Consider the following 25049-nt stretch of genomic DNA (forward strand, 5'->3'; position numbering starts at 1 on the left):
GGGGAAATGATATGAATACTTATGCACCACCATTCAAACTTACAAATACAATGCTGGATTTAGTCGCATCAATTTCTGAAAAAGTAGGAAGAATCACTACTGGAAAAAATCTGGAGTCAAAGCCAGATTTGAGAAAAAATAACAGAGTTAAATCAATCTATTCTTCTTTGAAAATCGAGGCAAATTCATTGACGATCGGACAGGTAAGAGATGTCATAGACGGAAAGCTTGTACTTGGAGAACAAAAGGAAATACAAGAAGTAAAGAATGCATACGAAGCATATGAGAAAATAAATGAAATCGATCCTTATGATATTGAAGAATTAAAGCATATGCATGGGATTATGACGAAATATCTGGTAGATGAATCAGGATGTTTCAGACATGGAGAAGAAGGTGTTTTTAATGGAGAGGAATGTATCTTCATGGCACCGCCGGCAAGATTCGTCCCACATCTTATGGAAGAACTGTTTGATTGGATGGAACGAGAAAAAGAAGAAGTTCATCCATTGATCCTGTCCTGCGTATTTCATTATGAATTCGTATTTATTCATCCATTCGCAGATGGGAATGGACGCATGGCAAGGCTGTGGCATACTTGTTTTTTAGCAAATTGGAAGCCTTTCTTTCAATACATTCCAATAGAAAGTCAGATTGAAAGATTCCAGGAAGAATATTACAATGTGATCGCACAATGCCATGTAAATGGTGATTCAAATCTATTTATCGAATTTATGTTGCGCCAGATTGATCAGATTTTAAAAGAAGTTCTGTTACAGTCGGAAGGACAAAGGGAAAATATATCAGAATATGTAAAACGATTATTAGATGTTATGGAATACGAAGTTCCGTACACCGCAGTTACTTTGATGGAGTTGTTGGGTCTAAAGTCAAAGGAATCATTTCGCAAGAATTATCTGAATCCGGCAATAGAACTTCAATTGATACGAATGACAGTTCCTGACAAGCCACGTAGCAGAAATCAGAGATATGTGAAAAGATAGATGTTGCTGGGCAAATATGAATGCGGATGCAGTAGCAGCACAGATTAAGAAACGGAACTACCCGGCGGCAATCAAGGAGTTTGGCGGTGAGATTTTGCTGGTCGGAATTAATTATGATATACTAGACATAATGAGTTGGTAGTGAGAGTGGAGCAAGCTGGCCTGCTTTCCATCAGCGATATGATTATATTAAAACAAAGGAGGACTTACTCGATGAGAGAAGTAAAAGCAGTAAAGATTAATGCGGCAGATTTTGCACCGTACGGAACATTTTGCAGTATGACAGAACCAGAGGGATATCCACTGGAGGGAGAGATTCATAAATTCTATCCGGACCGCATCTCAGGAACCTGTGTTGGAACAATGGCATTTTCACCGATTGAAGTTCGCAAGGACGAAAGAATTGTCAAGATGGCGGAATATCATACAACTACATGGGAAGGGATTGTTGCTCTTGATGACGACATGCTTATCCATGTTGCACCTGCTTCCGGCGGAACACCGGTTCCGGAACTTGCGAAGGCTTTCCTTGTACCAAAGGGATGCATGGTAAAGATCAATGCAGCGATCTGGCATCTGTGTCCACTTCCGGCGAATAATGAGGTACTTCATGCAATGATCGTACTTCCAGAATGTACTTATGCAAATGATTGTACGGTTGTTGAATTTGAAGAGAAAGATTGGTTTAAGATAATATTATAAAGATGAAACAGATTGATTTTGACCATGGAACGGTTACAGGGAATATTTTAGGAGCAGCATTACCGATGCTTGTGGCACAGATATTGAGCCTTTTGTACAATATCGTAGACCGTATTTATATTGCCAGGATTCCGTCCGTGGGAACAACAGCGCTTGGAGCAGTGGGATTGTGCTTTCCAATCATTGTGATCATCACTGCATTCAGCAATTTATTTGGAAGTGGCGGTGCCCCGTTATTTTCAATTAACCGAGGCAAAGGAAACATAAAAAAAGCAGAAGCGATCATGAATACATCATTTTCAATGCTGTGCATTTGTGGAGTGACATTGATGGTGATTGGAATGCTGTTCGCAAGTCCGATTCTGGTGTTGTTCGGGGCGTCGGAAGAAGGGCTGTCTTACGCATATCCATACATGATGATTTATTTGATCGGAACAGTCCCATCTATGATTGCAATAGGGATGAACCCATTTATTAATGCGCAGGGATATGCAACTTCAGGAATGTTATCGGTTACAATTGGAGCCGTTGCCAATCTGATTCTGGACCCATTATTTATATTTGGATTGAATTTAGGCATAAAAGGAGCGGCGATCGCAACAATCATCTCACAGACTTTATCGGCAGCATATGTATTTTATTTCTTGAGAAAGAAAGCGGAATTGAAAGTGCGGGTGCTGTCAAAAGGAGAATGGAAAGCATGTAGAGATGATGCGAAGAATATTGTGAGCCTTGGAAGTGCAGGGTTTATCATGCAGCTGACCAATAGTCTGGTAACAATATGTTGTAACAGCGTCTTATCAGGAATTGGCGGTGATGTATATATCTCTGTTATGACGATCGTATCAAGTGTTCGTCAGATGGTGGAAACTCCGATCTATGCTATCAATGAAGGAACTTCTCCGATCTTGAGCTATAATTATGGAGCTCAGCGTCCGAAGAAAGTCAAGAAAGCTATCTGCGTATTGACTTGTATGATATTGATCTATACAGCAATTGCGTGGAGCGTGATTATTTTCGAACCGGAATTTCTGATCGGAATTTTCAGCACAGACAGTGAATTACTTGCCGATTGCGTAGAAGCACTGAAACTTTATTTCGCAGCATTTATATTTATGGATCTGCAGTATGTTGGGCAGACGGTTTTCAAATCATTGAACAAGAAGAAGCAGGCAATTTTCTTTTCGCTACTTAGAAAAGTATTTATCGTTGTGCCGCTTACATATTTGTTTCCGTATGCATTTCACATGGGAACGAAAGGGGTGTTCTTAGCAGAGCCTATATCTAATGTGATTGGTGGAAGTTTGTGCTTTATTACAATGCTGGTAATGCTGAAAAGATCTATTTGACAAAGAAAGAACTTGTTATCCGTTTACTGTAGAAAAAAATAGACATGAAAAAACATGACATGATATAATTAAAAATAACAGAAAACATTGAAGATGAAGAGGCAACAGTAAATGGAAAAGGGAAGTACCGGTTCTAAACAGACAAAAAGATACAGTTGGATCATTGGCTTGCTTATTTTTATAACAGCACTTCTTTTGGGCTGTATTATTGTAAAGAACATAGAGAAAGAAAAAAAGACAGCAGCTGCTTATACTGCACAAAGTACAGTAAAGCGGATCAATGCACAATTAGATCAGTATGTTGAACTTTCAGAATTTCTTGAAAACGTGATTCTTGCAGGATATGATCTGAATCAGACTACATTCTCAGAATTGGCAGAAATGCTTCCGAATGAAGCAGGTGTTGTAAAAGCATTCGAACTCGCACCGGATGGGATTATTACTGATATTTTTCCAGAGCAGGGAAATGAGCAGGCTTTTGGAATGGATATGCTGACAGAGCATGAACGCAGTGGAGACGCAAAGCGTGCCAAAGAAACAGGAAAATATACTCTTGGAGGTCCATATCAATTAAAACAGGGAGGAACAGGAGCTTTGCTGTTCAATCCGGTTTATCAGAATAATATTACAGGAAATGACACCTTTTGGGGGTTTGTGATCATAGTTATCGACTGGGATAAATTTATAGATGAAATTGGCATGGAACGGCTAAGTGAAGCATCCTATTGTTATGAGATATGGACGAATGATGAGAATACCGATGATCGGATTGTTCTGGCTCAAAATCAGGAACATATGCCTGAGAATAGCCTTACGGTAGAGTGTGAGATTCCTAATTACACATGGTATGTGGATATCGTACCAAAGGAGGGATGGATTTCAATTTATCAATGGATTGCTGTTATTGTATCAGCCCTCATAATTGCCATGATGGGTGCTACTATTTTTGATCAGATCTGCAGCAAAAAACGTCGAGAGAAGCAGTATGCAGCTGAATTGAAAAAATCGGCAGAACAGGCAAAAGAAGCAAGTGAGGCAAAAACACGATTTCTGTTTAATATGAGTCATGACATCCGAACCCCGATGAATGCAATTATTGGATTTTCAGATCTTCTCGGAAAGAATCTTAAGAACGAGGAAAAAGCAAGGGAGTATTTAAGAAAGATCAAGTCCTCGGGCAATTTTCTGATGACGATTATTGATCAGGTGTTGGAAAAGGCTCGCATTGAAAGTGGAACAGCTGTGTTAAAAATGCAGGCAGAGAATTTGAGCGAAATGTTTTATTCTGTAAATACAGTATTTGAATCTGCTATCCAATCGAAGGAAATTCAATATTCGATAGATACAAATATACAGCATAAATATGCAGTCTGTGATAAGACAAAACTTCAGGAAATATATTTAAATATAGTGAGTAATGCAATCAAATATACTCCAAACGGTCAGGCGATTCATGTAAATATTACGGAAACAGCATCAGATGATAAGAAAGCATGGTATGTATTCATCTGTGAAGATACCGGAATAGGAATGAAGCAGGAATACCTTCCACATATTTTTGATGAATTTTCAAGAGAACATACAGCGACAGAGAATAAAGTGGTCGGTACTGGTCTTGGACTTTCTATTGTAAAATCTTTTGTTGAACTGATGGGCGGAAAGATTTATGTAGAAAGCGAACAGGGGAAAGGAACAAAATTCACAGTGGAAATTCCACTGGAGATTGCATCAGAAGAGGATGTATACAAAAAGAAAGAGTCGGAACAGTCTGTTATATCTGATAAGAGTATTGGAAAGCGAATTCTTCTTGCGGAAGATAATGAATTAAATGCTGAAATTGCGATAGAACTGTTGAAAGAAGAGGGGATTTTGACTGACTGGGCAAAAGATGGTCAGGAATGCTGTGATATGCTGGGACAAGCAGAGGATGGATATTATGCGTTGATTCTCATGGATATTCAGATGCCGAGGTTAAATGGATATGAAGCGACTGCAAAGATACGGCAGATGGAAAACCGGAAAAAAGCCGCCATACCGATTATTGCCATGACTGCGAATGCTTTTGCGGAAGATATACAGATGGCAAAAAATGCAGGAATGAACGGTCATATTGCAAAACCATTGGATGGGGAAAAAATGATCACTGTGTTAAAACAGTGTCTGGCAGATAACAGTGACGTCAAAATACAGGAAGATTTATAAAAAGGCATTCTTGAAAGAAATAACAGGTGGTGTGGGATTTGATATGATCCCACACCATCTGTTATTTATTCAGAGAACTTATCACTGTAACGGATATGCATATCAGCCCAGTCCATAAACAATACATAAAATACTCTTCCATATTGCTGGTTTTCTACAATTCTTCCATGGTCAAGTACAGAAAGGTAAGTTCCATCAGCTTTTCGAAGATGAAAATAAATATAGTCATTTTCATTGCCGCTGTCGATTTGCTGCCAGATACTTGCCTCAATCTGCTGTTGCTCATCTTCCCGGATAAGGTTTCGAAAGCTCTTCTTTGTAAGCTTAAACAGCTCATCTATATCTTTATATCCGGCCATGTGGAGAAACTCATGGTTTGCATAAAAGAGTTCATCATTTTCCTTATCCGCTCTGTAGATAATAAACGCACCAGGAAGATGTTCAGAGATATCCTTGAGTGCAAATCCAAGTTGTTTGCGGACACCGGATTGAAGTCCTTCCCTGTAAGCCATACATCCATTCTTTCCATGTAGTTTTACTTCATAAAGTGCGGCATCTGCACAGCGCATGAGCTGCGCACGGTTTGATGCAGCGGTAGGGTATTCAGCATATCCAAGAGAAATATAAAATGGGTAGTCATTTCCCTTGTATGAGAATATCTTTGGAAGCATAGTGAATTGTTGTAACTGTTCTTTCGCATCATCATATGTGCGATTTGGGAGAAGAATACAGAATTCGTCACCGCCGTTTCGCCCCAATAATGCATCCGATGGAAAAGATTTTTTCATACTGTCAGCAAGATTCTTTAAAGCCCTGTCACCGTAAACATGTCCATAGATATCATTAATAAACTTAAAATCATCTATATCGAAGAGTGCAACTACATAATGGGCGTTCGGATTTTTAGCGATCATTTCTTCTGCTAATTCATCAAATCCATAACGATTATAAATATTGGTAAGTGAATCCATATGTGCCAGTTTCTGGAATCTGTTCTTATTTTCTTTTGATGTCAGCCAGACCCAGATAAGAACCGACAGAATCAATATGATAGAAGTAAAAAATCCGATAATTATAGCTATAAGTGCAGTGTTTCCCCAGCCATTCTCAGGCATTACTTCAAATATCCAGTTCTCTTCACCTATTGTAAAATCATAAGAAACCGGATTTGTTAAAGTTCCATCTGACTGATAAACAACTTCATATGTGTCATTCCAGGGAGAGGATGTTTTCGAAAGCTTATATTTATAACCAAAATCCGAAAGTGCGTTGATTGAGTCTGAAAAAATATCAGGAACACGCAAAATAACAATCGTAAATCCCCAGAAATATTCCTGTCCATTTTCATCCTTTAAGTAGACCGGATTGCGAACTGCAATTCCATAGCCTCCTTGTTTTAATTCAAAGGGACCTTGTGTGATCAAAGTATGGTTATCCCTCGCATAACAGGAAATTTCTCCACGATCTTTATCATGGAGCAGATCAATCTTGCCCGCTTCATTTCCTTCAGCAGGATAAATATCTGTCACAACACCATTTGGGGCGAGCTGTATACTTTCTATAGAGTCGGACATAATATTTTTGGAAATGGTATCAAAATAATTGATCTCTCCATTTTCACTGATCAAGATTTGTTGTAACGTATCAGTGATCTCAATCCCATTAGTAATCTCATTCTTTATACGTTCACCGTAAGTTGTTGCATTTAATTGTGCGGTCGTGCGTTTCTGTTCTTTTTCAATGGCATCTGTTTTGTATACAATCAAACCAACAAGGCACATGCCCAGTAAAAAAACGATAAGAGGCACAAGCGTTTTCTTCTTCAAGTAATTCACCTCTGTTTAAGCATCGTATATTTTCGCAATGTCATATTATAGCACAGAAATTGAAAGATTGAGTGAAATCTGTGAAAAAAACAGGAAAATTGGATGGGAAAGTGATCAGGCAGAAAAGTTGCTTCTTGCTATACAATTCCTTAAGTGATATACTGAACTAGAAAAAAAATAATCCGTGTGGAATTACAGTTTCGATTTTACACGGATTTTTAGAAAATGAGTAGTTAGTTAAAACTAACCAAGAAAGGAGATGCGTAAATGGAAATTTTTCTTGGTATACTGATTCCGTTCATTGGAACAACGCTCGGTGCAGCATGTGTACTTTTTATGAAAAAAACACTTAGAAAACAGGTGCAGCGTGCACTTGCAGGATTTGCAGCAGGGGTAATGGTTGCGGCATCCATCTGGAGTCTTTTGATTCCGGCTATTGAACAATCCGAAAATATGGGAGCTTTATCATTTTTCCCGGCAGTAGTCGGTTTTTGGATTGGCGTGTTGTTTTTGCTTACGCTGGATCATTTGATTCCACACCTTCATGTTGGAAGTGAACAGTCAGAAGGCCCTAAAAGCAAGCTTGAGCGTACAACGATGATGGTACTGGCGGTTACACTGCATAATATTCCTGAGGGGATGGCAGTTGGTGTAATGTATGCAGGTCTTCTTGCAGAAAATACAAAGATTACAGCAGCGAGTGCGCTTGCTTTATCACTTGGAATTGCAATTCAGAATTTCCCAGAAGGAGCAATTATATCTCTGCCGCTTAGAGCCGAAGGAGAAAGTAAGGGGAAGGCATTTCTAGGAGGTGTGCTTTCAGGTGTGGTTGAACCAGTTGGAGCAGTACTTACAATCATTGCTGCGCAGTTGATAATCCCGGCATTACCATATTTACTGAGCTTTGCAGCAGGAGCAATGCTTTATGTTGTGGTTGAAGAACTGATTCCGGAAATGTCGCAGGGGGAGCACTCTAATATCGGTACAGTTTTCTTTGCAGTTGGATTCAGTTTGATGATGGTTCTGGATGTGGCGTTGGGATGATAGAGAATCTTAAAAGATTTATTTGATATAAGAAAAAGAAATGCTGCCAATTATAGATGCACTGGCCGATTTTGGGAATTATTATAAATCAATCATAGATTGATTCTTTATTAGGAATTTAAACAACATAGAAATCAGAATTTTCTTATGAAGTTTCCAATATTAATTTATACAGGAGATATTATGAAAATTACTTACATTAACCACAGTGGATTTTTACTTGAAACCAAAGATTGCTACTATATTTTTGATTATTATAAGGGTGAATTACCGCACCTTGATAAGGAAAAAGAAGTAATCGTTTTTTGTAGTCACTTCCATAAGGATCATTTTAACCCTCAAATTTTTGAGATTCTTGATGATATGGGGATGACTTATCAGGCAGTCCTGGCGAATGATATACGAAAAAGAAATCATTTGACAGATATGAAGATTACATATGTTTATCATGATCAGACTTATAATCTGGATAATGATACCAAAGTTGATACATTGCTGTCTAACGATAGTGGTGTAGCATTTATTGTCAAAACAAAGGAAGGTACCATTTATCATGCCGGCGACTTAAATGACTGGTATTGGGATGGTGAACCGAAAGCTGACAACCAGAGACTTACTTCAGCATATCGTGCAGAAATCAGGAAAATTAAGGGTATGCATTTTGATGCTGCATTTGTTCCTTTAGATCCGAGGCAGGAAGATCACTATGCCGACGGAATTCTGTATTTCCTTAAAAATGTAGATTGCAATGTCATTTTTCCAATGCATTACTGGAATGATGCCAATGTAATTAAGCGGTTTATTACTGAATATCCGCAATATAAGTCACGTATTAAAGACACAGAATGTACAAAAGGAGAAGAATTATGAAGTTTAAGATGATTCACGATCAGACCTGGAGCGATCTATTAAATTTTACAACGAGGCCCTTGATCTGCACGAAGTGAGAAGAAAGACTACTGATGATTTTATCAAAGATCCAGAGGGATACTGGCTTGAGATTCTGCCATAAAGCTAGTTGAGAAAAAGAAAAATAGGAAAATTTCAGATAACAAAAAAATAAGAGAAATCCTTATAAAATAAAGATTTCTCTTACATTCCATCAATGCGGAAGAGGAGACTTGAACCCTGTGCCGCGTCGGAAACACTGATAGAAAGGGGCTTTCCGCACATCATCATGCCCAGGTAACCATAGTGGTAACCAAAATATACTAAAAAAGTAGGTTTATAGTGGGTTTTATATTGTTAAAAGAGAGGACTACCTATCATCAATCTTTCAATGACGGGCAGTCCTTCTGTTTTAAAATTTTTAGGAAATGTAATGCCATGTACTGTGCTTCTCTCTGTAGATAGAAGCGTGGTCACAAGTATTTCCTTTTATTCCTTATCGCCGAATAATTTTTTAAAATAAGACATGTTTTCTTTGAAAGTCTTTTCCCGTTTGTTTTTACCGTCCACTAAGATCGGTGTACACTGCTCCAGAATCCGGTCATAGATTCTTCTCTTATCAATATTAGGTTCTCCTTTTCTTTTTAAACAAATAGTAAGAATGAGAGTGTAATACACAGAACGGAAAATCACTCGACTATTTATACTAGGTGTGTTAGTATATATAAAAATAAACTTATTAAAATGGGGAAAGAAAAAATGAGAAAAAGACATACTTTAAAGAAAGAGTTAACAGTATTTATGTCACTTGCATCAGTAGTTACATTAATGCTGGTTGTGCTGGCGGTGTGTTATGTCTTTTTCTCATTTTTTTTCGAAAATACGCAGGAAGATATAGAATATGTACTCAATAATACAACACAGCAGTACCAGTCACATATGCAATTTATAGAGGATGGGGCGATTGCTATAAGGCATAATAGTCTGCTGGATAGTTTTTTTCAATGTGATAATTATGATTCAGAAGAAGCTAAAAAACAATTAGTATATAGCATGGAACTATTTGCGCAAAGAAATAGAGTCAATCAGCAATATCCATTCGTTACGAGTATGTATCTGTTTAATAATCAGGATCAGTGTGTGAAAGAGCACTATTATGCTATAACGCTGAGCGCTGAGAAGGAACAGGAAGTATATTATCAAAATATGCAACAGTGGTTTAAACTGGAAAAAAATCGGTATGCATGTGTTGCGGATAGAGAGAATCTGAATATTCTTTTTCGCATTTATGATGACAATATGAAAGAGAAAGGAATCGGCATAGCACAAATTAGTTGTGATGCAATTCGAGAAATATTTAAGGAGATAGAAGACTATCAGGATTCTTCTTGGATTGTATTATCTAATAATGATTTGCTGTTAGTATCCGGTGGAGATGAGAAACAAAATGAGCTGATGAAAGAAACATCCGTATCCTGGGTGGGAAATAAGAAAATCGAAGGAAAAAAAGTAATTGGGAGTGCAGATTCGAGTGGATTTGGAACAAGAACTGTCATTGCTGTAGGACAGAGCAATGTTTTAGAAATTTTACGACCAACGTTATTTATCTTTTGGGCAGGACTTGTTATTGTATTATTTTTTACATTTTGTGTTTCTTATGGACTTAGTAATCGATTTTCAAAACCAGTAACGAGAATGATTTCCAATATTCGTGCATTTGGAAATCAGAACCTGGATGTGAGAATGGAGGATTCCACAATACAGGAATTTCATGATATGGGACAAGTGTTTAATGAGATGGCAGATCGAATCAAGTATTTGATCACAGAGGTATATGAAAAGCAGTTATTAGCCACTAAATCACAGGTGAAATATCTTCAATCGCAGCTTAACCCTCATTTTCAGTTTAACATACTTGCGATGCTCAGTCTCAAAGCGAAAATGTCAGGAAACGAGGAATTATATGAAAGTCTGAATGCTTTTTCAAAATTAATGCAAGGTAAAATTTTCCGTGATAAGGAAATAAAAATAAAAGTGAAGGAAGAATTGGAAATTGTTCAGTTCTATTTGTTTTTGCAAAAAGAACGTTATCAAGATAAATTAATGTATGAAATTAATTTATCTGACGAGCAGATAAAAGAGAACCTTATTCCTCGACTTTTAATCGAACCACTTGTGGAAAATGCTGTTTCACATGGGTTAGAACCTCAAAAAGAGAGTGGAATGATAAAAGTGAGTTTGTATGAGGAAAATACGTCAGAGGAATCTGCAAAGGAAGAAAAAATCAATCATACAGAACAGATAAAGAGGCTCCATATTATTGTTGAGGACAATGGAGTTGGAATGGATTATGAAAAGCTGAATGAGGATCAAGAGAATGAAATCCCGGAGAATGGGAAAATAGGACATACTCACACCGGATTAAAAAATACACAAAGAATGTTACAGATTTTGTATGGCGAAGATTATGAGCTTGACATTGAGAGTAAAAAGGGGAAAGGAACTAGAATCGAAATCATTCTTCCGTCAGAAAGGGGGGCAATGCTATGTGGAAAGTAGTTGCGGCAGATGACGAAGGTTATATAAGGGAAGCATTAAAAAAACTGATTAATTGGGAGAAAATGGATTGTGATTTGATAGCAGTGTTAGAGGACGGACAAGAGCTTATCGAATGTATCGAAAAAGAATCACCGGATATTGTTATTACAGATATTCAGATGCCTGAAGTAAATGGACTTGATGTGTGCAAGTATTTATATGAAACCAGGCCTGAAACACAGGTGATAATATTAACAGCATACTCTAATTTTGATTATGCAAAATCTGCAATCAAATACAGTGCATGTGAATATGTTTTGAAGATTGCGATTATGGATGAACTTCCGGAAGCGTTAGGAAAAGCAACCGGAAAACTATTAAAATTGAAAAAAGAAGTTGAAAAAGAGGAAGTTATTGTACCAGAGCAAAAGACACTTCTTCAGCAGATTGAACAATATGTAAAACAAAACTATAAAAGCAAGATTTCTTTGGAAGAAATTGCAGACGAATTACATGTTAACAGAAGTTATTTAAGTAGGTTTTATAAGAATAAAACAGGCGTAAATCTTTTTGATGAGATATTAAAGCTTCGTATCGAGTCAGCAAAAGAATATCTTTTAAAAACAGACATGAAAACTTATGAAGTTTCGGAAGCCGTTGGATTTGAAGATGCAGGGTATTTTTCAAAGATGTTTAAAAAGATCACAGGGGTTTCGCCGAAGGACTTTAGGAAGCAGGAAAAGGATGAAAAGAAGAATTAGACAAGTTATATTTTTATTGGGAATTTTAATAAGTTGTTGCTTATTGGGCGGTTGCGAAAGTGAGGATAATCATAATGTCTCAATTACTTTAATTCATGCCTGGGGCGGTACAGAAAAAGATCATGCTGAAATGAGAGATATTTACGCTGAGTTTCAAAAAGAGTATCCGGAGATTGACTTACAGATTATTTCGATGCCGACGAGTGAAGAGATGATGAGAAAGGTAGAAGATATGGTAATGGTTGGCAATGTTCCGGATATTATCTCTTTTAGTGGAGTTGGTGAAAATTGTCTGTATGATTTTTTAGTTGAAAATGATATGGCATTAGATATTCAGCCATATATAGAGCGAGATAATGATTTTTCCCAAAGCATATCAGATGTGAATAAGGAATATTGGAAAACCAAGAATGGAGAGTTGTATTCTGTGTCAGATGTTCTTATGTTAAGTGGTGGATATTGGTACAATGAGGATATTTTAAATGCAGCAGGAATTGAGCAAGTGCCGAAAAGTTGGGATGAATTTCAGATGATGTGTAACCAGATCAGTGATTGGGCATTGAAAGAAGGAACAGAGATAACAGCACTTCAACCAGCGGCAGAGGGATATTTATATTGTATAGATCATATGCTTTCAGGTAGTGAACAAGCCAGGACAAAGGGACAGCAGTTTGTATATCAAGAGGAAGAGTTCACTACTGCGATAAATCAGCTGAAACAATTGTATAGTTTATCTGTTTCAAAAACTCCAGAGTATAGTTATCGAGATGAAACGAATCTCTTCAATGAAGGAAAACTGGCAATTTACATCAATGGTGTATGGAGTGCTCCAATGATTTCAGATGATATTAATGCAAAGTATGCTTTACTTCCATCATGTACAGAAAAAACTGTATCATGTGAATCTTCAGGTCTTGGATATGTATTAGGAAAGAGTGGAAATGAAGAAAGACAGGAAGCGGCAGTAAGCTTTTTAAAGTACATGCTTAGCAAAGACGTTCAGTTACAGATTCTTGAGAGGACGGAACAAATTCCGGCGAATCCGGATGTTTCGGTAGAGCTATATAAGGAAAATAAAGATAAATTATATCAAGCGGTATCATTGGTTCTTGAAGCTGATGAAAAAATAGAAGTTCCAAGTAACATCTGGTCACTAGAACAAAAAAATTATTTTACTGAATCAATTTTTGATTTATTGGCGGGAACAATCTCAGTACAAGAATTTGAAGAAAATATAAAAATGAAATAGTTGGAGAGAGTGCATATTGACTTGAAGTGAGTTGGTGTGCACTCTTTCTTTGTGCAAAACATGTAAAATATTGACACGAGGTAAAAATAATCCATGCTTTGTTCGGTAATGTGTAAACAACATGCATGTTATTGTCAATACCATACATTCAAAATGCACAAAAAGTAGGGTAGAATTAATTCAACAAATAAGGAGAAACACAGGAGGAAAAAAGATGAGAAAGAAATTGGTAAGTGTACTTCTAGTAGCAGCAATGGGTGTATCCGTATTAGCAGGATGTGGAAGCAGTTCAGGAAACGAAGGAGATAAGAAAGCTTCCGGTGATGAAAATGTTTTGGAGTTTTATCATGGATATTATCAGGATGAAAGTGAATGGCCGGCAGCACAGGTAATGAGAGATATCTATGATGAATTTGCACAGGAACATGCAGACGGAGATGTAACTTTTAAACCGATTGCTGTTGAGAACAGAGATGATATTGTTAGTGCACAGGTTGCTGGTGGATCATACCCGGATATGGTAGATGTTGGAGGAAATGGAGTACCACAGGCTGCAATTTCACAGGAGCTTGTTTATGATCTGAAGCCATATATTGATGAAAATAATCTTCAGGACGCAGTAGGACTTAACTATACACAGCATGATCTAGATGGTCATATTTATGCTGTACATGATCAGATCGAAAGTCGTGGTCTTTGGTATAATGCAGCGCTGTTTGAAAAAGCGGGTGTTTCTGCAGATGCATTTGCAGACTGGAATACATTCGGAGATGCAATGACAAAGATTGCAGGTTTAGGTGATGAATCCTATGGATATATTGCCGGACAGGGATCTGGATGTATTATAAATGCAATTATGGCATCTACAGACGCTGGAAAGAAGATGGTAGAGTCTGAGTTGACAGAAGATATTGTTAATTCTGATGAGTTTGCTAATGCATTCAAGACAACAGCAAAATTAGATCAGGCAAATGGTTCAGAGCATACAACAGATGATAATGGAAATCTGATGGCTGAGTTTAATACAAATGGAAAAGTAGGAGTACTTTTCAATGGTGTATGGAATGCAAGTGGAATTGATGAATCTCTGGTTGATGCAATTGAGCCAGCACTGTTCCCGGGAAATATCTCTATTTCATCAGCAGGTGGCGGACTTACAGTTGCAAACAGCATGAGTGAAGAGAAGACAGCACTTGCGCTTGAATTTGTTAAGTATATGACAAGTGCGGAAGTTCAGGAAAAAATTTTTACAGGTGCTCAGGCAAACCCATGTAACACAACAGTTGATCTGAATGCACTTGCAGAGCAGAGCGGAGATGCTGCTACAATGAAACTTGCTAAAGCATGTGCTCAGGTTAATGAAGCAGATACAATTGTAATCGACATGAAATATACATGGGGATCTGACGTTAACAAAGCGATTATAAACGCACTTATGGAGTGTGCTGTTTCCGGAACAGACATTGATGCAAGATTTGAAGCACTTCAGAAAGAATTGCTTGCATTGATTGGTTAATTATAAATGATTTAGTTTCAATGAGGGAGGGGAATGTTGTCCCTTCCCGTTTTTATTGGAGGTATTAAATTGAAAGAAAGTATTAACAATAAGAAAAAAAGTAAATTGGGGATGAGACGTACAGGATTTATTATTGCCTTTTTAGCACCAACAATTCTGGCATTCTGTGTGTTCTACCTTTATCCAATCATTACGGTATTTGTGACATCTTTCTGTAAGTGGGATTACAGTAATATTACATCTCCGGAATTTTTTGGATTTCAGGATTTATGGAACAACTATGAGTACATATTTAAAAAATATCCATTCTTTTGGGAAGCACTTAAAAACTCTGCAACCTGGGCACTCCTTGGTGCAATAGTTCAGATTCCGATTGCTACCTTGATAGCACTTGCATTATCAAGAAAGGTAAAGGGAATTAAGTTTGTACGAAATGTTTACATTATTCCGAATATGATTTCCACAGCGGCGATGGGAGTGATTTTTTTACAGTTATATAATCCATCCTATGGAATTATCAATCCTATCATTAGAATTTTCAACAAGGACTTTACAGATAGTGTTCTGTTGTTAAAAGGACCGGCATTTATTGCTATGACATGTGCCTATATTTTCTTTACAGGAACAACAACATTAATGATACTTGGTAATATCATGGCAGTTCCGGAAGAAGTGAGAGAAGCGGCAATGTTAGATGGAGCCAGCGGATTAAAGCAGGATTGGTTCATTACAATTCCAATGATTAAAGGAACGCTGAAAACAGTATCTGTGCTTGCAGCAACCTCAGGATTCCTTCTTTACAACGAAGTTTATTTCCTGACAAAAGGAGCAGCGGGAACGTACAGTATCAGTTATGTGATTCGAGAGTTAGCAATCACAAGTCCGAGGACTCAGTTTGGACGAGCAAATGCGGTGGCTATGATACAGATTTTAGCAGGTATGGTCATTATTCTTGTAATTAATTTCGCATACAGTGTTTCATTCAAAAAAGAGAAACATTAGGGAGGAGCGTGATAAATAATGAAAAAATCTTTACATGGAAAAACAGTAAAAAATATGCCGACAGGGACTAAAATCGTTACATATATTTGTTTAGCATGGGCACTGATTATATCACTCGTACCATTAGTATGGTTGGGATTATCAAGTTTGAAAAAAGATCCTATGGCAAGACCAGGATTTCAACTTCCGGAGTCGATTTGCATTGATGGATATATTTCTACATTTAAAGACCTTCATGTACTTCGTTATTTCGGAAACAGTTTGTTTGTTGCAGGCGTATCTGTATTGATCAGTGTGGTTATGATCTCTATGTCAGCTTATGTAGTGGCAAGAATGGAATTTCGTGGTAAAGCACTGGTAAATATTCTTTTATATTCCACTATGTTTATTCCCGCAACAGCTTTAACATATCCGGTATATAACCTTATTAATAATCTGCATTTATATGATACACGTGCGGCATTAATTTTAATTTACTCTTGTAGTGGTATCGCAGTCAGCTTCTTTGTTATAAAAAATTATTATGACAATATTCCAAAAGAGTTGGAGGAAGCTGCAAGAATTGATGGTTGTACTTATTTCCAAACATGGGTAAAAGTTATTTTCCCAATTGCACGACCGGGAATTATGACAGCTGCAGTTTTAGCCTTTCTGAGTAACTGGAATGAATATTACTGGGCATCACTTGTATTGATCACAAGAGAAAAATTAACAGTTCCGGCATTGCTGTCAACATTTACAACATCATTTAATACGAACTATAACGGACTGTTTTCAGCAATGGTTGTTATCATTCTTCCACCGGTAATCTTATATTGCGTATTTAGTAAATTCTTTATTGAAGCATTATCCGGCGGTGCTGTGAAAGGTTAATTGTAGATAATTGAAAGACGAGGAGAAAATAAATGAATCAGGAAATTAGAGAACGAACAAAGTGGTTTATGGATGCACGATTTGGAATGTTTATACATTGGGGATTATATTCAATTCCGGCTTGTGGTGAATGGGTTATGTCGGAAAAAGAGATGACTGTAGAAGAATACAGAACGTATTTTGAACAATTTGATCCAGTAGATTATGATCCAAAAAAATGGGTTCGATTAGCCAAAGAAGCAGGAATGAAATATGTAGTATTAACTGCAAAACACCATGATGGTTTTTGTTTGTTTGATTCCAAACTTACAGATTATAAATCAACAAATACAAAAGCCGGACGTGATCTGGTAAGAGAATTTGTAGATGCATGTAGAGAAGAGGATTTAAAGGTAGGACTTTATTTTTCCATTATTGACTGGAAACATCCGGATTTCCCGAAATATGGAGATCGTCAGCACCCGATGAGAAATAATGAAGCATACAAGGATGAAAAAATTGATTTTGACAGATATTTGGATTACATGCATGGACAGGTAAAAGAACTTGTTACAAATTATGGGAAATTAGATTTATTATGGTTTGATTTTTCTTATGACGATATGACAGGTGAAAAATGGAAAGCAACAGAATTGATCAAAATGGTACGTCACTATCAGCCGGATGTAATCATTGATAATCGTTTAGAAGGTGCTGGAGATAACCATGGAAGTATTGCAACAGATAATCCGTTAATTTACAGTGGTGATTTTGCAAGTCCGGAACAGATCATTCCGCCAAAAGGAGTATGTGATATCAATGGAGAGCCAATTCCATGGGAACTTTGCGCAACAATGAATAATCACTGGGGATATTGCAACTTCGACCATCAGTATAAAACACCAGAAATGTTAGTGAGAAAACTTGTAGAGTGTGTTAGTAAGGGTGGAAATATGATTTTGAATGTAGGACCTGATGCAAAAGGAAACATTCCAAAGGAAAGTGTTGAAATACTCAAAGAAGTCGGAAACTGGATGGATAAGAATAAAGAAAGTATTTATGGATGTGGAATATCAGATCTTGAGAAACCTGATTGGGGAAGATATACAGAGAAAGACGGAGTGATTTATGCACATGTTTATGAGACACCTTTAGGAGCACTTCCGCTCTATGGAATCAGTCCTGAAAAACTGGATAGAATTACATATTTAGCTGATGGAAGTGAAGTGAAAAGAGGAGAAGCATGGAATACAGCTCTTTATACAGATGTTGCATTCGTATCATTTGGAGATGATCCGGTATTTACTTATCCATTGCCTGATGAAAAAGACACGGTATTAAAAATACAACTTAAGAATTGAGAATGAGGAAGGAAGAAAAACGATGAAGCAGGTAACCAGTATTTTGATTGGGGCAGGATTGAGGGGTGGCTATGTATATTCTCAGTATGCATTGGATCACCCAGATGAATTTAAAGTGGTAGCTGTGGCAGAACCAGACCAAGAACGTAGAGAACTTTTTGCGGCAAAACATAATATTCCAAAAGAGCTACAGTATGAATCATATGAAGAATTATTACAACAAGACAAAATTGCAGATTGTGCTATGATTTGTACACAGGATAAAATGCACTATGAACCGGTTACTATGGCATTGCAAAAAGGATATCATGTTTTATGTGAAAAACCGATGTCTCCAAATAAAGACGAAATTGTAAAAATGGGAGCAATGGCAAAGAAATATAATCGAATATTATCGGTATGCCATGTTTTGCGCTACTCACCTTTTTTCTCAAAAATAAAAGAAATTTTAGACGAGGAAAGAATTGGAAGAATGATGTCAATTCAGCATATTGAGGAAGTAGGATATTGGCATCATGCACATAGCTTTGTGAGAGGAAATTGGAGAAATAAAGAAGAATCAAGTCCAATGATATTGCAGAAATGCTGTCATGATATGGATATTATGTTATGGTTAGCTGATAGTAAGTGTAAAAAAATCAGTTCTTTTGGAGAACTTACATATTTTACAGAAGAAAATGCACCTGTAAATGCACCGAGATATTGCATGGACGGATGTGAACATAGAGATAAATGTCCGTTTTATGCACCACGTTTTTACTTAGAACATCCGAAAGCTGTGGAAGACGGACTTGTATATGCAGTAACTGATCAGGCAGATTCAGAACATGTCCTAAAGGAGTTAAAGAAAGGACCTTATGGAAGATGCGTGTTCCATTCTGATAATACAGTTGTGGATCATCAGACAGTAGATATCGAATTTGAAAACCAAGTTACAGCTTCATTTTTGATGACAGCGTTTACAAACCAGTGCGCAAGAAGAATTCGAATTATGGGAACTAAAGGCGAATTAAAAGGTGATATGGAGGCAGGAACAATAGAAATCATAGATTTTGTAAGTGGAACAAATGATTTGATTCAACTTCATACACCTTCAAAGGGACATAGCGGAAGTGATATGAGTATGATGCGCGAGTTTGTTCGTATGGTTGGAGAAGGAAAAACAGGAAAAACAGATGCGTCAGTTTCTGTGGCAAGTCATTTGATGGCTCTTGCAGCTGAAGAAGCCAGAATTAGAAAAACTGTGATTGATTTTGAAGAATACAGCGCCTACGAGACAAAATAGAAATTGAAAACCATAAAATGATGAAGGGATTTATCCTCAGCATTTATGGGAAGGGAGTAAGTGATGAATAGAGTATCAGAAGAACAGTTGAAAGAAGCAATTAATGGATTTCAGTTTGAAGGTAATCTTATTAGTATCAAGCCCTATGGAAGTGGACATATCAATGACACTTATTTGTTGACGTATGAGATTGGAAAAATGGGATCAATAAGAGTGATTTTGCAAAGAGTGAATCAGGAGATTTTTACTAACCCAGTTGAATTAATGCAGAATATTGAAGGCGTCACAACATACTTAAAGAAAATAATAAAGAAAAATGGAGGAGATCCAGAGCGAGAAACATTAAATTTGATTCCGGCAAAAGATGAAAAATATTATTTTGTGGATTCCAAAGGAGAGTACTGGAGATCTTATAAGTATATCACAGATGCAACAAGCTATGATCTTGTAGAAAATCCGAAAGATTTTTATGAAAGCGCAGTAGCATTTGGACATTTTCAAAAATTATTGTCAAATTATCCAGCAGAAACACTGAATGAAACAATTAAGGGATTTCATGATACAGAATCTAGATTGATTGCATTTAAGGAGGCTGTTGAAAAAGATAGCTTTGGCCGTGCAGCAAAAGTACAAAAGGAGATTCGGTTTGTCCTTGAGCGTGAAGAAATATCAAGTGTTTTTGGAAAACTATTGGCAAAAGGTGAGATCCCATTACGAGTAACACATAATGATACAAAGTTAAATAATATTATGATAGATTACGCTACAGGAAAAGGACTCTGTGTAATAGATTTAGATACGATTATGCCAGGACTGGCGATGAATGATTTTGGCGATTCTATTCGCTTTGGTGCGAGTACAGCAGCAGAGGATGAAAAAGATTTAGAGAAGGTTACTTGTAGTATGGAGTTATTTGAACTTTATACGAAAGGTTTTCTTGAAGAATGTAGAGAACAATTGACAACAAAAGAAATAGAACTTTTGCCAATGGGAGCTAAGGTGATGACTTTTGAATGCGGAATACGATTCCTGACGGATTATCTGGAAGGAGATCATTATTTTAAGATTCATAGAGAAGACCATAATCTTGATAGATGTCGAACACAATTTAAGCTTGTTGCAGACATGGAAAAGAAATGGGATTTAATGCAGAAGATTGTTGCAAAATACCAATAACAAGGGAAAATATATATGAGAAATATTGTATTTCATAAAGAGACAAAGACATTTCATTTATATAATGATCAGATAAGCTATATTATGTGCGTATTAGAAAACGGACATATGGGACAAATTTATTACGGAAAGAAAATCCATGATAAGAAGAATTTTTCTTATCTGGTGGAGAAAATAGAACGTCCGATGACCTCCTATGTATATGAAGGGGACAAAAGTTTTTCATTGGAGCATATTCGACAGGAATATCCGGTATATGGGACAACGGACTATCGTCATTCTGCAATTGAAATATTACAGAAAAATGGAAGCAGAATCTCAGAATTTGAATATGACGGATATCAGATTTTACCAGGAAAGCCAAAACTTCAGGGGCTTCCGGCTACCTATGCAGAGTCTGAAGAAGAAGCGATGACGCTTAAGATCTTTTTGAAAGATTCTCTTACGGGAGTTGTAGTGGAATTGCTGTATACGATCTTTTCTGAATACAGTGCGATCGCCAGGAGTGTCTGCATAAAAAACACAGGGAAAATGCCGGTACATTTGCTTACAGCAATGAGTTTGAATCTGGATCTTCCGGATAAAGATTATGTTTGGATGCAACTGTCTGGTGCATGGGCAAGAGAGCGTCATGTGAAGATGAGGACTTTGGAACAGGGCATTACGGCAATTGATAGTATGCGTGGGAATTCCTCGCATGAACAGAATCCGTTCATGGTTCTTAAAAGAAAAAATACAGATGAATCTATGGGAGAAGCAATCGGATTTAGTTTCATCTATAGCGGCAATTTTAGAATTCAGGCAGAAGTAGATACACATGATGTGACACGAGTTACAGTAGGAATTAATCCAAATGGATTTGACTGGAAATTGGAATCAGGAGAAAGTTTTCAGACGCCAGAAGCAGTCATGCTTTATTCTGATAATGGACTTAATGAGATGAGTCAGAATTTTCATAAATTATACGCAAAACGCCTTGCACGAGGATATTGGCGTGATCGTGTCAGACCAATATTGAATAATAACTGGGAAGCAACGTATTTTGATTTTACAGAAGAACGTTTGGTGAAAATTGCAGAGAAAGCAAAGGAATGCGGCATTGAATTATTTGTTCTTGATGATGGATGGTTTGGTAAACGTAGAAATGATCGTGCTGGATTGGGAGATTGGATAGTCAATAAAGAATTGCTTCCGAATGGGATTGAAGGTCTGGCAGATCGCATAGAAAACCTTGGTATGCAATTTGGTTTATGGATTGAGCCAGAGATGGTAAATAAGGATTCAGACCTATATCGTCAACATCCGGATTGGATCTTACAAACACCGGGAAGAACAAATTCACATGGACGTAATCAATATGTATTAGATTTTTCAAGAAAAGAGATTGTTGATTACATTTATACAATGATTTCAAAGATTCTTTCAAAAGCAAAAATCTCATACATAAAATGGGATATGAACAGAAGCATTACAGAGTGTTATAGCATTGCCTATCCAGCAGAACGACAGGGAGAAATATTCCATCGTTATATACTTGGAGTGTATGATTTGTATGAAAGATTGACATCTGAATTTCCAAAAATCTTATTTGAGTCTTGCGCAAGCGGAGGAGGACGCTTTGATCCGGGAATGCTTTATTATGCACCACAAGGATGGACAAGCGATGATTCTGATGCAATTGAAAGGTTGAAAATTCAGTATGGAACATCAATGTGTTATCCGATCAGCAGTATGGGAAGTCATGTGTCTGTAATACCAAATCATCAGGTTTTTCGAAATACACCGTTACATACAAGAGCAAATGTGGCCTATTTTGGAACGTTTGGTTACGAGTTGGACTTGAATAAATTATCCGATTCTGAAATTGAAGAGGTAAAGGCACAAAGCCTATTTATGAAAAAGTATCGTCAGTTGATACAGTTTGGAACATTTTACAGATTGAAAAGTCCATTTGAGGGAAATGAAACTATTTGGATGGTAGTTAATGAAGAGAAAACAACAGCACTTGTAGGATATTATCGTGTATTAAATGGTGTAAATATGCCATACAGCAGAATAAAGCTGCAGGGACTTGATCCAGATAAACTTTATAAGAATTTATCAGCAAATACAGAGAATTATGGAGATGAGTTGATGAATTGGGGACTGATCACGACAGATGTAACAGCAGGGCAAGTTCCGGGAAATGTAACGCCATGCACTGATTTTGAATCAAGAATTTATATATTACAAGAAAAAGTTGAATAGTTAGTTTTCTTTCATCCCTTCTTTTAGAAATTGCCTCTCGGTTGAAATAGCCGGGAGGCGTTTTTTTGAAATTATACTTTTAGCGTAGAATTAATTTCACGTAGGCAGATGCGTTCCATCTATATTTTCAAAATTCCCTAATTTTTGGAATAATCTATTTGGGTATATGTTAGATGGCGTAAACATCACTTATGTTTAACAGTTATATACAGATTCGAGGGAATGGGGAGCGAAATCCCCATCAAGATTGCCAGGTAGCCTGATTTCCAAAAGGAAATTAGAGTTACTCAAGGGCGCATCTTGCCCTAAAAGTTATCGTTGTATTTTCTAATCAAAGAATTATCATAGTATCACCGTCAGATTCTTATCACCTATTTTTTTGAAACTTCAGTATCGATGGTTGTATAAGCCCCTTGAAACGTTTCTATATATGAAGGCCTTAAAATCTTGCCTTTGAGAATCAGCCATCGGTAAAACTGACAGAAAAAAATTAAAAAGGGGTGATGCAAGCTTTGGGATATGACGAAATGGATGTGAAAGAGTTATTGTCTGAAGCAATCGGTAATGGTATTATAACATTAGATGATGTGCGGAAGAAAATGGCTATGATGAGAAGAAGAGATATTTTAAAAGCGCACAAATATAAAATATGGCAAGGAAAGGATGGAAAGTGGTATACACATTTTTATGATGAGACGAAAGCAGATCATAGGCGATTAGTCAAAAGAAGTACACAAAAGGAACTGGAAAATCTGATCGTAAATACTAACTGTGAAGAGAATGCAGAGGATGAGATTACACTTACGACAGTCTATCCGATGTGGTTACAATATTTTCAGCTTCATACTTTGAAGTCGGCATCGGTAAAACGTTATTCTACAGAATGGTCGAGATTTTACGAAGGAACTAAAATTGCAACAATACCCTTGAAGAAATTCAATAAGTTGATGTTGGATGAGTGGGCTCATGGAATGATAAAAACAAATCACATGACTAAAAAACAGTATTATACAATGTCATTTATCATGAGGCATTGCATGGAGTATGCGATTGACAGAGGTTTTATCAATTCCAATCCATTTGCACAGGTCAAGATTAATGCAAAGATGTTTCGTAAGGAAAAGAAGAAATCAGATGAGACGCAAGTTTATTTGGAAAACGAACAGCTGCTAATCATAGAAGAGGCATGGAAAGAGTATGAAGAAAATCCGGATAACACAACATCGTTAGCAGTGATCCTTCAGTTTTATCTAGGGGTTCGTCCGGGAGAACTGGTTGCACTGAAAGAGAGTGACGTGAGCCGGGATCATATTCATATCCAACATATGGAAACAAGCTGCTATACAGAGGGACCGGATGGGAAATTTAGAAAAACATCTAGAGAAGTTGTGGAACATACAAAGACAGATGCCGGTGACAGGGAAATTCCTTTGATTGAAAAAGCGAAGCTGGTCATTAAACTTGCAATGGCTGCGAATGAGAGAAATGGCTGCTCAGGTTCTTATTTATTTATGAATCAGGGAAAGAGAATTACGGAAAATGCAATCGCATGTCGTTTGAGAAAATACTGTAAGTATCTTGATATTCCATACAGAAGTCCTCATAAAGTGAGAAAGACGGTGATCTCATCGATGATTGACGAAGGAATCAATATTAATACAGTCAGAAAGATCATTGGACATGAGGATGAAAGAACAACTTATAACAATTATTGTTATGACAGAAAACGTCCTGAAGAGATTGTCAGTCAGCTGGATCGTGCATTGGATAAGAATTATAACCGTAAAAATGTGATTGATTTCCCGAATGGGAGAGAAAAAATAACAGAGGTAACCAAAGAGGTAACCAGAGGTAACCAAAAATGGGCAAATTTCAGATAACAAAAAAAGACGAGAAATCCTTATAAAATAAGGCTTTCTCGTACTTTTCAACCATGCGGAAGAGGAGACTTGAACTCCCACAGGATAAAACTCCCACTAGAACCTGAATCTAGCGCGTCTGCCATTCCGCCACTTCCGCTCGACACAAACTATCTTACCATAGAGCC

At 37.0% G+C, this 25049-nt stretch carries 19 protein-coding genes, 1 tRNA gene and 1 pseudogene; 19 read left to right on the top strand and 2 right to left on the bottom strand.

Features of this window, described 5'->3' with window-relative positions; genetic code table 11:
* The first annotated feature begins 11 nt into the window (after positions 1-11).
* The 5 genes from ACZ47Z_RS01145 to ACZ47Z_RS01165 all read left to right on the top strand — a co-directional run bounded on the left by ACZ47Z_RS01145 (position 12) and on the right by ACZ47Z_RS01165 (position 5257).
* Entirely contained in the window at positions 12-1004 is a 993-nt protein-coding gene (locus ACZ47Z_RS01145; RefSeq protein ID WP_464525780.1) for a Fic family protein, read from the top strand.
* Between the two features lie 16 nt (positions 1005-1020).
* Positions 1021-1146, top strand: coding sequence for a hypothetical protein (locus ACZ47Z_RS01150; protein ID WP_464525781.1), 126 nt, complete (start codon positions 1021-1023; stop codon positions 1144-1146).
* Between the two features lie 71 nt (positions 1147-1217).
* A complete protein-coding gene (locus tag ACZ47Z_RS01155; protein WP_015529939.1) occupies positions 1218-1706 on the top strand; it encodes an ureidoglycolate lyase in 489 nt (162 codons plus the stop codon).
* Positions 1707-1708: 2 nt separating this feature from the next.
* The gene (locus ACZ47Z_RS01160; protein WP_464525782.1) at positions 1709-3055 is read left to right on the top strand and encodes an MATE family efflux transporter; all 1347 of its coding nucleotides are present in this window, start codon (positions 1709-1711) and stop codon (positions 3053-3055) included.
* A gap of 111 nt (positions 3056-3166) precedes the next feature.
* Positions 3167-5257 carry an ATP-binding protein gene (locus tag ACZ47Z_RS01165; RefSeq protein ID WP_464525783.1) on the top strand — a complete coding sequence of 697 codons (2091 nt, stop codon included), beginning with the start codon at positions 3167-3169 and terminating at the stop codon, positions 5255-5257.
* Positions 5258-5322: 65 nt separating this feature from the next.
* Here ACZ47Z_RS01165 and ACZ47Z_RS01170 read toward each other — a convergent pair whose 3' ends face one another.
* Positions 5323-7092 (bottom strand): diguanylate cyclase domain-containing protein, encoded by a 1770-nt coding sequence (locus ACZ47Z_RS01170; protein ID WP_270376709.1) that lies wholly within the window; start codon positions 7090-7092, stop codon positions 5323-5325.
* Between the two features lie 258 nt (positions 7093-7350).
* Between ACZ47Z_RS01170 and ACZ47Z_RS01175 the strand changes: the two genes are divergently transcribed.
* The 14 genes and pseudogenes from ACZ47Z_RS01175 (at position 7351) to ACZ47Z_RS01240 (ending at position 24882) form a co-directional block, all read left to right on the top strand.
* On the top strand, positions 7351-8127 hold the full coding sequence (locus ACZ47Z_RS01175) for a ZIP family metal transporter (RefSeq protein WP_118175638.1): 777 nt from the start codon (positions 7351-7353) through the stop codon (positions 8125-8127).
* 183 nt (positions 8128-8310) lie between these two features.
* On the top strand, positions 8311-8997 hold the full coding sequence (locus tag ACZ47Z_RS01180; RefSeq protein ID WP_055158307.1) for an MBL fold metallo-hydrolase: 687 nt from the start codon (positions 8311-8313) through the stop codon (positions 8995-8997).
* A pseudogene (locus ACZ47Z_RS01185) lies at positions 8994-9100 on the top strand (lactoylglutathione lyase); the annotation flags it as partial. The gene ACZ47Z_RS01180 and the pseudogene ACZ47Z_RS01185, both read left to right, overlap by 4 nt.
* Before the next feature lie 674 nt (positions 9101-9774).
* Entirely contained in the window at positions 9775-11574 is a 1800-nt protein-coding gene (locus tag ACZ47Z_RS01190; protein WP_270376710.1) for a sensor histidine kinase, read from the top strand.
* Positions 11562-12314 carry a response regulator transcription factor gene (locus ACZ47Z_RS01195; RefSeq protein ID WP_226871131.1) on the top strand — a complete coding sequence of 251 codons (753 nt, stop codon included), beginning with the start codon at positions 11562-11564 and terminating at the stop codon, positions 12312-12314. The genes ACZ47Z_RS01190 and ACZ47Z_RS01195 overlap by 13 nt, the downstream gene beginning before the upstream one ends.
* Positions 12298-13563 carry an ABC transporter substrate-binding protein gene (locus ACZ47Z_RS01200; protein ID WP_054751883.1) on the top strand — a complete coding sequence of 422 codons (1266 nt, stop codon included), beginning with the start codon at positions 12298-12300 and terminating at the stop codon, positions 13561-13563. Before ACZ47Z_RS01195 ends, ACZ47Z_RS01200 begins: the two co-directional genes overlap by 17 nt.
* A gap of 214 nt (positions 13564-13777) precedes the next feature.
* Positions 13778-15079: an ABC transporter substrate-binding protein gene (locus tag ACZ47Z_RS01205; RefSeq protein WP_054751884.1), complete on the top strand. Its 1302-nt coding sequence runs from the start codon at positions 13778-13780 to the stop codon at positions 15077-15079.
* A gap of 111 nt (positions 15080-15190) precedes the next feature.
* Positions 15191-16081, top strand: coding sequence for a carbohydrate ABC transporter permease (locus ACZ47Z_RS01210; protein ID WP_117890907.1), 891 nt, complete (start codon positions 15191-15193; stop codon positions 16079-16081).
* Between the two features lie 18 nt (positions 16082-16099).
* Positions 16100-16954: a carbohydrate ABC transporter permease gene (locus tag ACZ47Z_RS01215; protein WP_054751886.1), complete on the top strand. Its 855-nt coding sequence runs from the start codon at positions 16100-16102 to the stop codon at positions 16952-16954.
* A 32-nt stretch (positions 16955-16986) separates the two neighbouring features.
* Positions 16987-18294: an alpha-L-fucosidase gene (locus ACZ47Z_RS01220; protein ID WP_054751887.1), complete on the top strand. Its 1308-nt coding sequence runs from the start codon at positions 16987-16989 to the stop codon at positions 18292-18294.
* 22 nt (positions 18295-18316) lie between these two features.
* Entirely contained in the window at positions 18317-19579 is a 1263-nt protein-coding gene (locus ACZ47Z_RS01225; protein ID WP_117860621.1) for a Gfo/Idh/MocA family protein, read from the top strand.
* A gap of 63 nt (positions 19580-19642) precedes the next feature.
* Positions 19643-20755 (top strand): phosphotransferase enzyme family protein, encoded by a 1113-nt coding sequence (locus ACZ47Z_RS01230; RefSeq protein ID WP_054751891.1) that lies wholly within the window; start codon positions 19643-19645, stop codon positions 20753-20755.
* A 15-nt stretch (positions 20756-20770) separates the two neighbouring features.
* Positions 20771-23002 (top strand): alpha-galactosidase, encoded by a 2232-nt coding sequence (locus tag ACZ47Z_RS01235; protein WP_117890847.1) that lies wholly within the window; start codon positions 20771-20773, stop codon positions 23000-23002.
* Positions 23003-23514: 512 nt separating this feature from the next.
* The gene (locus ACZ47Z_RS01240; RefSeq protein WP_464525784.1) at positions 23515-24882 is read left to right on the top strand and encodes a tyrosine-type recombinase/integrase; all 1368 of its coding nucleotides are present in this window, start codon (positions 23515-23517) and stop codon (positions 24880-24882) included.
* 54 nt (positions 24883-24936) lie between these two features.
* On the opposite strand, the gene ACZ47Z_RS01245 is transcribed toward ACZ47Z_RS01240, so the two are convergent.
* Positions 24937-25021, bottom strand: a tRNA-Leu gene (locus ACZ47Z_RS01245).
* Positions 25022-25049 lie beyond the last annotated feature (28 nt).

It is taken from the genome of Mediterraneibacter faecis, assembly GCF_055383675.1.